This is a genomic window from uncultured Cedecea sp. (genome assembly GCF_947498825.1).
GTDB lineage: Bacteria > Pseudomonadota > Gammaproteobacteria > Enterobacterales > Enterobacteriaceae > JGM124.
Genome location: NZ_CANMLV010000005.1, coordinates 69843 through 83658, shown reverse-complemented (window position 1 = coordinate 83658; position 13816 = coordinate 69843). Strand labels below are relative to the sequence as shown.

10 protein-coding genes are annotated in these 13816 nt (G+C 49.6%); all 10 read left to right on the top strand.

The features are described 5' to 3' along the window. Positions 1–76: 76 nt before the first annotated feature. Positions 77–1981 (top strand): hypothetical protein, encoded by a 1905-nt coding sequence (locus Q1A40_RS07905; protein ID WP_299999038.1) that lies wholly within the window; start codon positions 77–79, stop codon positions 1979–1981. Positions 1982–2327: 346 nt separating this feature from the next. Further along, positions 2328–2591, top strand: a complete 264-nt coding sequence (locus tag Q1A40_RS07900) for a PAAR domain-containing protein (RefSeq protein ID WP_299999036.1) — start codon at positions 2328–2330, stop codon at positions 2589–2591. After that, complete coding sequence (locus Q1A40_RS07895; protein WP_299999035.1) at positions 2591–4021, top strand: hypothetical protein; 1431 nt, start codon at positions 2591–2593, stop codon at positions 4019–4021. The genes Q1A40_RS07900 and Q1A40_RS07895 overlap by 1 nt, the downstream gene beginning before the upstream one ends. Before the next feature lie 5 nt (positions 4022–4026). Further along, complete coding sequence (locus Q1A40_RS07890) at positions 4027–7437, top strand: ImcF-related family protein (RefSeq protein WP_299999034.1); 3411 nt, start codon at positions 4027–4029, stop codon at positions 7435–7437. Next, positions 7437–9026 carry a type VI secretion system protein TssA gene (tssA, locus tag Q1A40_RS07885; protein WP_299999033.1) on the top strand — a complete coding sequence of 530 codons (1590 nt, stop codon included), beginning with the start codon at positions 7437–7439 and terminating at the stop codon, positions 9024–9026. Before Q1A40_RS07890 ends, tssA begins: the two co-directional genes overlap by 1 nt. A gap of 18 nt (positions 9027–9044) precedes the next feature. Next, entirely contained in the window at positions 9045–10799 is a 1755-nt protein-coding gene (tssF, locus tag Q1A40_RS07880; protein ID WP_299999031.1) for a type VI secretion system baseplate subunit TssF, read from the top strand. After that, on the top strand, positions 10763–11848 hold the full coding sequence (gene tssG, locus Q1A40_RS07875; RefSeq protein WP_299999029.1) for a type VI secretion system baseplate subunit TssG: 1086 nt from the start codon (positions 10763–10765) through the stop codon (positions 11846–11848). The genes tssF and tssG overlap by 37 nt, the downstream gene beginning before the upstream one ends. Further along, entirely contained in the window at positions 11826–12371 is a 546-nt protein-coding gene (gene tssJ / locus Q1A40_RS07870; RefSeq protein WP_299999027.1) for a type VI secretion system lipoprotein TssJ, read from the top strand. The genes tssG and tssJ overlap by 23 nt, the downstream gene beginning before the upstream one ends. Continuing rightward, the gene (gene tssE, locus Q1A40_RS07865) at positions 12371–12826 is read left to right on the top strand and encodes a type VI secretion system baseplate subunit TssE (protein ID WP_299999026.1); all 456 of its coding nucleotides are present in this window, start codon (positions 12371–12373) and stop codon (positions 12824–12826) included. Before tssJ ends, tssE begins: the two co-directional genes overlap by 1 nt. Before the next feature lie 100 nt (positions 12827–12926). Beyond that, positions 12927–13712 (top strand): type VI secretion system ImpA family N-terminal domain-containing protein, encoded by a 786-nt coding sequence (locus Q1A40_RS07860; protein ID WP_299999024.1) that lies wholly within the window; start codon positions 12927–12929, stop codon positions 13710–13712. Positions 13713–13816: the final 104 nt, after the last annotated feature.

Here is a 13816-nt window from a genome sequence, read left to right as displayed (position 1 = left end):
TATGATATCTCCTATATCCAGGTAACACCCAGGCAACTTGAAGTATGACGGATATAATCTGCCGAGAGAGTGGCTGATGAACAATGATAAAATATCTCCGACACGTAAAATCGATGTTCTATTAACAGATAACGGCTCGCCCTTTTCTTATTCAATAACTTCACATAAAAATATTCAGGTTCATGCTGAAATGCAGCCGCCACTACATTTACCGGGGTTAATTATATTTGTCCACGGCGTGAATTCTGAAGGCGAGTGGTATGAGGCTGCTGAAAAATCATTATGCGAGGGTTTAAATAAGCGACTGGGGCTGTATGGTAGGCATATTCTTGTAGCAAATGAATATACAGAGGGAGGCTGCGATAGTAATGGGGGAGATAAAAAGGGAGTTTCTTCCTCGCGAAAAATAATAAAAGAGGGGCGTTCTCCCGTTATTCGTTTTTATTGGGGCTACCGCGCAGCAGATAATGAAACTGATAAATATGCGATTCCATTAAAAAATAAACAAGGCGATGATTATTACGATCTGACACCAGAACAGCGAAAAAAGAAAGGTCCCTTTTACTGGGGTGGGGGACCTTTTCAAAATGGTTGTAACCAGTTGGTTAGCCTGTGGAGTGATAAAGGATTTGATAACAGCCCTTCGGCACTGGGTATTTCATTACCCCTGAATACGCAATTACTGAATGGCGAATGCGATCAACTTTTGACTACCGGACCTCCACGTCATTATTGTGCGCATGCGGCTGGTCGCCTGGTAAAATTAATTAAAACGATCCGCGATAAACATCCTGAAGATACGGTGACGATACTGTCACATGGTCAAGGGACAATGATTGCCTTGGCCGCCGCTGCAATAGAAACCCCAGATGCATTATTTATGATGAATTCACCCTATGCGCTGGATAATGAACCTATGACCTATATCTCTTATCCGATGGACGAAATCATCAGCAAAGAGGCCAGGGAAGCAACGTTTGCGGATATTGTGAAGAAGGTGGCTGAAAATAGAGAACGTCTGCAGCGACAGGGTTACGAACGATTGCTGGCAGGGGTATGCAGTGAGGGAGAAAGTTGGACACCAACGGGGAAAACCTACGCCGATATACCGGAACGCGATAATCATGGAACAACCTGGATTTACTACAATCCACATGACACAGCGGTGGACTTAACGTCTTTGCGCAGGATCGGCTGGCTTAGGTTATCTAATACCCGAATCACGCAGTTCACCGCATCACATCCTTTATTTAAACGCGCAGGCGATACGCTGTACGTACGTATGCTCGGACCCGATGCCCCCTGTGGTGCTGAACCTAATATGCAAGCCCATTCCAGCGCTTCTGAGGAGAAGAAAGGTCTGGCAGGCAAGACCAAAACGCTGTTGCAGAATGCGGCCTGCCCTGAGTCATTAAAGGGGCCTGAATCGGGAATTAACGCTCCCGCGGTACCAGAACCCTTGTCTGCTGAAGAGCTGAAAAATTGTGACCAGGGTTACAGATACGGACAGATTGACCCTGGTGTTAATGCGTCTTTTATGAATGGCTACCGTTATTACATCTCACTTTATGGTTCTTTTGAAGAGAACATGGCTCTCAAAAAGCTCGACGGTGACTGTCAGTCGGAACCCGATTCAAAAGAAGATCGTAGCCGATATGAAAGACACTCCAGGGAGGAAATATTGAAAGAGATCCGTACTTACATTCAGCGGGCAACTGATCCTGGTACGCTGCCACGAGATAAACGCTTTATGAGTCGAGTCATTGCCTATGATTTACCGATAGGTTACTGCTGGCATTCATGGGACAGAGAAAGTTTAGCTGAGTTACGTTACCAGGCTGACTGGTTAGAAAGTGATGACTATTACCGGCATGGACAATTAGCTCTTCCTGCTATTCCTGTTCTTATCAGGAAAGATAGCGGTATTAATACGCTGATGCTTATGTTGATAAAAGGGATGTTGAAGAAACTGGGATGCTAATAACAGGTATATTTTTAGTTTTAAATTGTCAGCTGATAATCATTAATTGGAGCTAATCATCGTTTCTGTCAATCACTGATATCCCCGTCAAACTTCAAGTCGCTTGGGTGTTGCCTGCGTCCAGCCTGCCGAATCACAGAGTTTACCTATGATCATCGACGGGCTGAACTGGGTGCCTACAAGCAACTCGAATTATTTTGGGTATATATCCTGGCAGTTTTTTATTTTATGAATAAGTGAAGTTAATAATATTAAAATCACCGGGTGGCTGTGGGTATTGAAGGACATTGACGAACGATTTTTTATTACTTCAATGCTATATTAAGAATGGAATAAGGTATATAACGTGGGAAAGTTTATAGTCGTCTTGGGAGATATTACCACGCATGGTGGTAAAGTATTATATGCTTCATCCAGTCTTGAAATATCAGGTAAGCCTGCAGCACTTTTTAATGATATTACCACTTGTCCTCTACATGGCATAAATAGCATTATTCAGTGCGATGTTTCTGTTTATGAGGAGAATGGGCGCGGAATAGTCTTGCATGGTTGTATTACGCAATGTGGTGCCACTGTGATTGCAGGTGTGCGGGATATGGAGGTCAGCTGATGGGATGGTCTCTGTTAAAGGTGCCTGAAAAAGAGCAGGCATCTGCCTGGTCGCCGTGGGTTTGCCTGTTAATTATTATCTCAGGTCTTTTTATCGGGTTAATTATTGCTGTATTGAAATCACCAACCGCAGAATTGTCCTTGCTGAACAGTGGATACGGATTATCCTTGATGACTTGGATATTCGCAGGCATTTCGGTCTCCATCGCGTTATACAGTCTGTGCTGGGAAATCGTGGCAACTTGTGTCTGGAACTGGAATACGTGGTGCCGGCATACACATCTGATATGCCGCAGGCGTACACATCAACATCTCATTATTCTCAACCATATCTTCCTCTCATCTGATACGAAGCTGTTATCACGTATTACCCATATACCGGAAGATGATGACCTAGACACACCGCCTTTAATGCTATTACCGGAAGAGGTGATGACGCAGGGGATCCCACGTTTCGAGCAACTGCTCCGCCACCTTATCTCTCGGATACTGCCTTTGCTTCTACGACGATATCCCTCAGGTCCACTACGGGTTATTGTGCAGACCAGTGGTAGCAATAAAGAGCGAGAATCGCAGTCACTCCAGCACATCTGGACTGAAGAGCATTTACCCTGGGAAACAGAGATTGAGCTTCAGAATACAGATTCATCCCTGAAGGTATGGAATCAGTTTATGGGGGCAGCAAAATGTCCAATACTGGTTTTAGCGATGCACTATCGTCAGTCTGAGGATGCTATACCGGAATTTGCCAGCGTATTATTTTTAATGCCCCCCTCTATGCTCCATCCGGACGAACAAAAAAATGTACTACGGTTATTCAGGGCGATGCCCCTCAATACCCGTTTGCTGGCAGCTGAGCTCGGCGAATTGCGCGATACGGTTTTTATTCCTGCGGATAAGAAGTCTTTGGTTTGGCACAGTGGTCTTTCAGACGCAGCGGCTCAGTCAGTCAACAGGATACTGCACGAACTGTCAGTTCCACTCTATGACGACATTGGCATGGGGGGCGTTATTGATTATGACAGAGAGTGCGCCCGATATGGTGCTCTTGCTGGCTGGGCAATGATTGGTGCTGCTGCAGATATGGCAGTTTATGGCCCCTCCTGTCAGTGGCTTCTCCAGGAAAATGAAGATGATGCCTGGGCTGTGGTGCTTGGAAATGTCTCCTCCGCTATTGGACATGAGGATTTGATCGTTCCGCCTCCCTTTCCCGGTGGCTCTATTCAGATAGCATCACTGTTGAGTGGCGGGCTATACAGCCTGATTATTTTCTATTTCCCTTCAATAGCATTCTCTTGGCTGGGTATGGCCATTTTGCTGTTGTCATTAGTGCTAATGTTGCCTGGAATGGCATTTGTATTGCGACACGTGATAGCCCGTTTTCAATATCCCTTATTTATCAGGGCTGTAAAACAGTCAGAAAAGGAATGACGGGTATGAAAAAAAACTCGAACGCCTTGGGTACAGGGTTCCTTATTCTGTTTGTCCCTCTTCTGATATTTTTTCTTGCACAGACGGCGCTATTATCCTCTGGATATGATGACAATGTTTTCTGGTATACGGTGGCAGGTTGTATAGCTTTGAGCGCGTTATTATGCACTCTTATTTTTTTTATGTTATCAGGTAAAAAAAATCCCCCGCCTGTCGTGTTCAATGAAGGGAATACCGATCATGAAGAGAAAATGTCGGATTGGTATGAATTTTTAGCCCTCACCCGGCATTTCAGAAGACGTTACTCTCTATTCTGGCGCTATAAAGTCCGTTTGCTGCTGGTCACTGGCGACGATGCTGCCATCGAGAAATTAGTTCCTGGTCTGCAAAAGCAGCAGTGGCTGGAAGGTCGCCGTACTGTTCTTATTTATGGCGGCAGCCTGACATCGGAAGTCGACCGCGAAAAATATACTGCGTTATGCAAACTGTGCTGGGGACGACCGCTGGATGGCATTATTCGGGTGATACCCGAATCGCTTAATCTGACACCACAAATAAGCAATAACGACCTGCGCGGGCTGGAAAGAATAAGTGAGCTTCTCGGTTATTCCGCTCCGGTCTGGCTATGGCAGCTATGCGATAGCGACTGGCCACAAGCCGAGCGCGCAGAGCAGGTGGTAGGGGCTCATTTCCCGGCGCGTGCGAAAGTCGAGGATATCACCCGTCAACTTGAACTTATGCTGCCGCTCCTACAGACGCAGGGCATGCTCCAGATTACGGAGAACAATAGCCATGATTTTTTGCTGCGTCTGAACCAATACCTGAAAGCCGAGGGCATCACGCGATGGACTGAGCAATTAATACCCTGGCTGGCTGGCTCTCAGCAGCATGTTCCTTTGCGTGGTCTGATATTCAGCTTGCCGGATAAGAACTCCGCTAACCCATTTGACGAAGACCTGATATCCACAGAAACAGGGCACGATGTCCCGCAGTCACGGCGCAATATCATAGCTCTGCCTGTGACCTGGCAGAGTATCGTCGACGACTGTTCCCGTATACACGGACGTCGCGTCGGTCTGGCATGGGAGCGAACGCTTTCCTGGAGCATCATGACCATCGTCGGTAGCTGGGGGGCAGGTATGCTGCTCTCTTTTGCGCTGAACTATAGCCAGATATCGTCGGTGGCAGCAAAAGTTCATCATCTGATAAAAAACGCGACCGTTTCTGATGAGCAGTTAACGGCTTTACATGATTTGCGTAACGCTGCTGGTCTCCTGCTGCACCATGTCCGGGAAGGTGCTCCCTGGTATCTGCGTTTTGGTCTTGACCATAATCGGCAACTGCTTGATTCCTTGCTGCCCTGGTATGGAGTTGTGAATAATCGCCTGATCCGCGATCCGGCCAGTAGTGCGTTGTCACAAAAACTCACAGCCTTGGTCAATTCAGAACCTAATAGCGACCAGCGCATAGCACTCGCGAAATCCGGTTATGACCAATTAAAAGCCTGGCTGATGATGTCGCGCCATGACAAAGTGGATGGTGAGTTTTACGCCCGGACAATGAAGGAGGTTCAGCCTTCAAGAACCGGTATTTCAACCGGGTTGTGGCAGAGTCTTTCCCCAGATTTGTGGGAGTTCTATATCAATGAATTACCACAACAACCTCAGTGGAACATCACCCCAGACGCGCAGCTGGTCAATCATATCCGTCAGCTGTTGTTACGGCAGATAGGCCATCATAATGCTGAAAGTACGTTGTATGAAAATATGCTCAAACTTGTGAGTCGTAATTTTGCCGACGTGTCTCTGGAAGAGATTATCAATGGTACCGACGCGCAGGGTTTGTTTACCACCGATGCAGTGCTTCCTGGTATGTTCACTCGCCAGGCATGGGAAGGTGGTATTCAGCAGGAGATTGAGAAAGCGGCCGGTTCACGACGGGACGAAATCGACTGGGTACTGAGCGAGTCCCTTCATACCGTTTCGGCTGAACTCTCACCGGAGGCATTGAAAGCACGCCTGACCCAGCGTTACTTCATCGATTTTGCCGACAGTTGGCTGACTTTCCTCAACAGTCTGCGACTTAATCCGGTGAACAATATTGCTGATGTCACTGACCAATTGGCCCTGATGAGTGATGTGCGTCAGTCCCCCTTGATTGCCCTGATGAATACCCTTGCATGGCAGGGGCTGGCCGGTCAGCAAAACGAAGACCTGTCGGATGTTATCACCAAATCTGCCAAAGACCTTATTGATGGAAAAGACAAGCCTGCAATTGGCCTGCCTGTGTTAGCTCCACAGGGCCCGTTGGATGACACCTTTGGTCCTCTGTTAACGCTTATGGGGAAAAATAAAGCCAGTAATTTGATATCAGCGGATAACTCGCTCAGTTTGCAGTCCTATTTAACTCGCATCACGCGTGTGCGTCTGCGTCTGCAACAAGTGGAGAACGCTGCTGATCCACGGCAGATGATGCAGACCCTGGCCCAGACCGTATTTCAGGGAAAAAGCGTGGATCTGACCGACACCCAGCAATATGGCAGTCTTGTGGCGGCAAGCCTTGGACAAGAGTGGAGTGGCTTTGGTAATACGCTGTTTGTGCAGCCATTGCTTCAGGCTTGGGAAACTGTTTTGCAGCCTTCTGCCGCAAGTCTCAATGATAAATGGAATCGTTCGGTCGTGGGCAACTGGAATACTGCGTTTGAAGGTCGCTTTCCGTTTGCTGCAAGCAAAAGTGAAGCCTCTCTGCCGATGCTGGCTGAATTTATCCGTAAAGACAGCGGTCGTATTGAGCGATTTCTGACCACAGAACTGCAAGGGGTGCTGCATAAAGAAGGTAGTCAGTGGGTTCCGGACAATGCCCATAGCCGGGGGCTCATGTTTAATCCTGCTTTTCTTAAAGCGGTTAATCAACTCAGTCTGTTATCGGACATTCTCTTTACTGATGGTAGCCAAGGGATCTGCTTTGAATTGCAGGCTCGCCCGATACCACAAATAGTAGAGACTCAGCTGACCATTGACGGGAAAAAGTTGCACTACTTTAACCAAATGACTGACTGGCAGAGTTTCCGCTGGCCGGGAGAAACCTTTAACAGGGGAGCTATGCTGACCTGGAACAGCATTAAGGCTGGCACACGTCTGTTTGGTGATTACAACGGTACTTGGGGGTTCATTCGCTGGCTGGAGAAGGGGAAATGCCAGCGGATCGATCGTAGCCGATGGATGCTGAGCTTTACGACACCGGACGGCCATATATTGAAGTGGGTCCTGCGTACGCAATTGGGTAATGGTCCGCTGGGGCTGCTTGATCTGCGCGGATTCACATTGCCGAATAAGATCTTTCTGGTCGATAGCGTCGCTAAACCTCAGGAATGGATGATCGTTGAAGAAAATAATTACATGGACGGAATAGAGTAATGGACTCACTACAAAAGCTTGTTGCTGCCTGCGGGGCAGATGAAAAACAGCTACGGCAGCTAACTCATGCCCGAACCGAAAACTGGTGTCAGTGGCTTGTTCCCATCAGTGATATGTCTCCGGCAGGTGAAGACCCTGGGTATGACGATCTTTTTCAGCGCATTCGTGAAGAAGTTGACAAACTTTCTGGCGTAGATACTGGCCTGATTTGCGAGCTGGCGGAAAAGCTACTGGTTGGGAACTGTAAAGATCTGCGCGTGATCACCTTCTACATCTGGGCACGGTTACACCAGGAAGGTGAGTCCGGGTTTGCGCAGGGAATCGAGCTACTGGCGGCAATGCTTGAACAGTTCGGCTCCCAGCTGCATCCACGCCGCGACAGGAGCCGTAAAATTGCCCTGGAGTGGCTGGGGAGCAACCGAATAGTAGACAGTCTCTTGTTATATCCTGAAGTCGATATCTCTGTCATGCAACGCATCACAGGCGGCCTGCTTCTGATCGAGCAGGCATTTAATATGTTTGATAACGATGACCGCCCGGAGCTTGGAAAATTGTATCAGACTCTGGAAAACCGCCTGATACAGAGCGGTGGTGCCAAGAGCCTGGTACCACAAAATAGTCGGGAAGAGAATGGACCCAGTGTGTCAGCCTCCTCTTCGCCAAGGGAGAATACGGTTACGTCCGGGCGTGATTTACTCGACCAGGCCAAAATACTGGCAAAATATCTGCGCTCTCAACCGCAAGGCTGGCTGGCAGGGCATCATCTGCTTAAGAGTGTTCGTTGGGATACGCTGACAGAACTCCCGCCTCTGGATGCATCCGGACGTACCCGTCTGCTTCCCCCTAAACCTGATAACAAAGCGAATCTCAAACGACTTTACTTGCAAAATAACTGGTCTGAGCTACTGGAGCATACGGATACCTTACTGGTGCAGGGGGTAAACCATTTGTGGCTGGATATGCAGTGGTATGCCTGGCAGGCACTACTCAAGCTGGATACTAACAGTGTACGCGCGGATATCCTCTGCCGGGATCTGCAAGGTTTACTGACCCGTCTTCCAGGGCTTGAGACGATGACTTTTAATGACGGAATGCCCTTTGCCGATGACACCACTACGCGCTGGATCAACGAAAATATTCTGGATGATATTTCAGGCTGGAAAAATGAGCCTGTTATACCGACGTTAACAAGTGATGATGTACTAAGGCTGGAGCCTGAAGCCCTGGCTAAGGCTGACAGTGAGGGGATTGAAGCAGCACTTAGCTGGCTACAAGTTCAACCAGGCTACCATTCCTTCCGGGATCAATGGTTAATTCGTCTGCTGATGGCCAGAGTTAGCGAACAGTACGGCAAAAATGAAATGGCACTGCATCTGCTGTGGGAACTCAACAATAGCGCTCAGTCGCTGACGTTCGAACAAGGGGTACCAGAACTGATGTTCGAAGTTAAAGCCCGCAGACTCAAGTTACTACGTGGAAAAGCTGGGCGCAGCGAGGCGGATAAAATCCGTCTGCAATCTGAAATGGACGTATTGCTCTCAGGGCTCATCTCTCTTGATCCTGCCCGTGCTGCCGTGCTGTGTAACTAATAAAAAGATCATAAAGCTATGGATGACTTAACTCTGCGCTATTACGATGCGGAAATGCGTTACCTGCTGGAAGCTGGCGAGGAATTTGCCCGCGCGCATCCGGAACAGGCGGCAATGCTCAATCTTGATAAAGCGGGCGCGCGCGACCCCTACGTGGAACGCCTGTTCGAGGGCTTTGCCTTTCTGATGGGAAGGCTGCGCGAAAAACTGGACGATGACCTGCCGGAACTGACCGAAGGGCTGGTCAGCCTGTTGTGGCCGCACTATCTGCGCACCATTCCGTCGATGTCGGTGGTGGAATTCACCCCGGACTGGCCGGAAATGAAAGAACCGATGCGTATCACCAAAGGTTTTGAAGTCCTTTCCCGGCCGATGGGGGAGAAAGGTACGCGCTGCCGCTACACCACCACCAAAGAGATTGGCCTTCAGCCGCTGGCGCTTGAACGTGCCAGTTTATCCACCGATCCTGATGGTCGATCGGTGATTACATTGCGTTTTAACTGCAGCAGTCTTGCGGACTGGACCCGTATCGATCTCAGCCATATTCCTTTTTATTTGAATGCCGACGCGCCGCTGGCCTGCGCGATGCATGAAGCCTTTACCATGAACACCTCGCACCTGCGACTGCGGCTGCCGGGGGAGGTGGACAACAGGCCACTGGACGGGTATTTCACCGCGCTGGGATTTGGCGATAACGATGACCTGTGGCCGAAAGGAAGCAGCAGTTTCAGTGGCTACCAGCTGTTGCTGGAGTATTTCACTTTCCGTGAAAAATTTATGTTTACCGGCCTGCGCGGCCTGGAAACGGTGGACTTTCCGGCCGAGCTTCCCTGGTTTGAAATTGACGTGATACTGGCTGAACGCTGGGAATATGACTTCAGCTTTACCGAAAAGCATTTGCGCCTGAACTGCGTGCCGGTGATCAACCTGTTCCCGCTGGAGTCCGATCCGCTGACGCTGAACTCACTCCAGACCGAGTATTTGCTGCGTCCGATGCGTGTCCAGGACGGACATACCGAGATCTATTCCGTCGATTCGGTGATGTCATCCAGTCAGCACATTTACGTGCCTTTTTCGAGTTTCCGCCACAAAGGCGGGATGATGCGCCATCAGGCCCCGGAATATTACTACCATACCCGCGTACGGCGTGGCCCGTCAGGGCTGTATAACACCTGGCTTATCCTTGGCGGCGAAGCCTTTGATAACCACACCGTACCGGAAGATGAAAGCCTCTCCATGACGCTGACCGGGACTAACGGTCAGTTGCCGCGGCGGACGCTGCAAAGCACAGTGCTTGATACCGTGGTGAAAACGACCTCAACCAGTATTGCTGTACGTAACCTGTGTATGCCAACGCTCCCCTGTTATCCGCCGGCCCAGGACCGTTTTCACTGGCGTGTACTGAGCCATCTCGGCAGCAGTTTTCTGTCGATGATGGATAACGCCGATGTGCTGCGCGGCACGCTGGCGCTGTATGAATGGACCGACAGCGAAATGAACCGTCGCCGTCTGGAAGCGATTATTGACGTAAAGCACAGCGAAACCGAACGTTTTGAGCAGGGGTATCTGGTTCGCGGAGTCCAGATTGAAATTACTCTCGACAGTCATGGTTTTGCCGGAAGAGGCGATATCTGTCTGTTCGGTGAAATGCTGAGCCGCTTCTTTGCGCTCTACACCGATATTTATCTGTTTAATCGCCTGATTATTATTCTGCAACCGACAGGGGAGCGTCTGGAATGGGAAGAGAAGCACAACCGCCGTATTCCCGGCTGACTCCGCGGCTGGAAGCCGACCTCCAGCGCATTAACTTTTACCGTTTATGTCAGCTGCTGGAAAAACGCAACCCGGATAAACCACTGATAGGCGCGACCAGCCATCCTGCTGACGATCCGGTGCGCTTTGCGCCGCATCCGGGAATGGGGTTTCCGGCCAGTGAACTGAAAGGCGTTGAATACGACGAAAACGATAACAGCAAACCACCGGTTATCCGCACCACGTTTATGGGGCTGTACGGCGTTGATTCCCCGTTACCCACCGCCTATCTCGATGATATCTCCCAGCGGCGGGAAGGGCACGAGGCGTTACAAGGGTTTCTGGATATTTTCAGCCACCGTATTCTGACGCAGTTTTACCGTATCTGGCGTAAATACTCCTTCCCGGCCACCTTTGACGCCGGGGGGAACGACGAGATTTCCCAGTCACTGCTGGGGCTGGTGGGGCTGGGTATTCCCGGGATAGCTAACCATATCGATACGCCGGTGTCGCGCTTCCTGGCACTGCTGGGTGTACTGCACCTGCCGGGCAAAACCCAGGAAGGCATGCAGGCGCTGGTCACGCTGCTGGCACCGGAGACCACGGTCAGGGTGAGTCCGTACTGCCTGCGCCCGGTGACTGTCAGTCATCCACTGGGTTTTTATGGTGATGAGGATTTTTTACTGGACGGCAATACCCCCCTGGGCGATGAAGCGATGGATGCCAACAGCCAGTTGCTGATAGCCCTGACAACGGATAACCCGCAGGAAGCACAGGGCTGGAAGCCAAATGGCCTGTTGTATCAGGACTTTCTGGTGATGCTGCGGGTGTACCTGGGCTGGCGATTTAAGGCCAGGATAACCCTGACGACCGCTACCCGGTTGCTGGTGGCACCGCCCCTGGGGGAGGGAACCTTCTGGCTGGGGATGAATGGGGTACTGGGAGGGGAGGGCGATGACCTTCCGGATGATATTCCTCAGACTTTTACCTCAGAACTGGGTGACTACAGCGGGCTTGCGCCTGCGAAACCACAACAAGGAAACCGACGTGTTACGTACAAGTTTAACTAAAACTGCGCGCTGGATCTTACCATTGCTGGCATTCAGCCTGGCGGGCTGCGGGGTGACGCAGAAAGTCAGCGAAGGAACCAAATCAGCCTTCAATGCTGTGTTTTACAAGAATATTAAGGTACTGCATCTGGATTTTACCGCACGTGAAGCGCTGAATACCGACTCTCGCGAAAATCACACCTTTTCTGAGCCGGTGGTGATCCGGGTGTATCAGCTAAAAGATAGTAAAGCGTTCGACGAAGCAGTCTATCAGCAGCTGCTTCTGGAGGGGGAGATCACCCTGAAAGCCGACCTGCTTTCTTTCTGTGATGTGATAGTGAAACCGGGGGAAGATAGCAACCTTGATATGCCGATGCATGAAGAGACGACGTTTGTGGCGGTGGCGGGATTGTTCCGGCATCCCGACCTGGTCAGTAATACCTGGAAGCTGGTGATTAAGCGTGAAGAACTTGATCCGGATAAACCGCGCATCATTGAAGCAGGCAATAACCGGCTGATGCTGCAGCCGCTCAAGGAGACATAATGCCCCAGGAACATAGCACCCCTTCGTTATATGAAATGCTCACCGGTAATTTTAGTGGTGGCCTTGGTCTTGAGCAAATCAGTGAAGAAAACCAGGTTATTTTGTCGGTACTCGATAATATGCAGCGTATTCTTAACTGCCGTGCGGGTACGCTGGCGCACCTTCCTGACTATGGTCTGCCGGATATGACAAAAATTCTGCAGGGTATGCCAGGATCATCCCATGAATTGATGAGTACATTGTCTGCGATACTGCTCAAATATGAACCCCGACTGAAAAAAATAACCGTTGTCTTGTTAAAGCAGAATGTTCCCGGTGAGTTGCGCTATGCCATTGATGCAGAACTCAAAGATATTGGTCTGGTGCGCTATGGCACGGAATTTATGCCCGAAGGGCGGGTTCTGCTTCGCCACCTTAAAAATCAACAATACCTCAACACGATAACCGACCTCTAAAACCCGCTCAGTAACATTGCAGCTTCTCAACAAACGACAGGCAAGAGCTCTGTGTTTACTACAGGTTAGCGCTCTACTCACATGACATGGAGACAGGGTCATGAATGACATTACCCCATATAAAATTAAAACGGGTAGTAACCCTGGTAGATTGCCGGATTATGCTGCTCTACGCGATGAACTGAGCAAGATGACACATCCCGCATGTCCGGATATAGACTGGCATTATGCCGAAAAACTCTGCCTTTTATTATTTGAACAAAATGGTGTCGAGTTACAAACAGTCGCCTGGTATACGTTGGCCCGTGCGCAGCTTGGCGGGGTATTCGGTATGAATGAAGGACTGGCGATAGTGGGAAAGTTAATCAGTCATCAATGGGGAGAATTCTGGCCCAAGTCCGTCCATTCCCGTATGGATATTCTCAGTAATCTGAGCAAGTGTCTGAAGCAGCAGATGCGTGTGATCCCGTTGAGCCACAGTGATATCAGCCAGCTATATCGGGCCGAAAAGCTGCTTACTTGTCTGGTCACTGAATGTCGGCATCTGGATTTTAAAAATCTTAGTCAGCTTGAAACACTGCGTGAAATGATACGTAACGATGCTGTCCGACTGGAAAACAGTTCTGTCGCTCGCGATAGCAGTACTGCTATTCAATCTGAGATGATGCAACCTGAAATTGAGGTATCGGATGCAGCCTGGATTAACAGACGGAACGCAGCGGACAGTACAGAGAAGAAGAGGCTTGCCAGACAGCAGAAAGTCGATTCACAAGTGTCGGCAAGGCTACCCACTCCGGCAAAACCATGGCATTTCTTCGTTGCCGGGATGTGTTTCATGCTGTTGATGAGTATCGTCATAATATGGAGCTGGCAGTATTTCCGCTGACCTGATCCCGCTACAGTGAGATAGCAATATTGACGACTTCCCTCTCTAATTGAAAAGGGAACACTGCTGGCCATCTAAGAAATTGTTGAGCCAGAAAGCAAAAA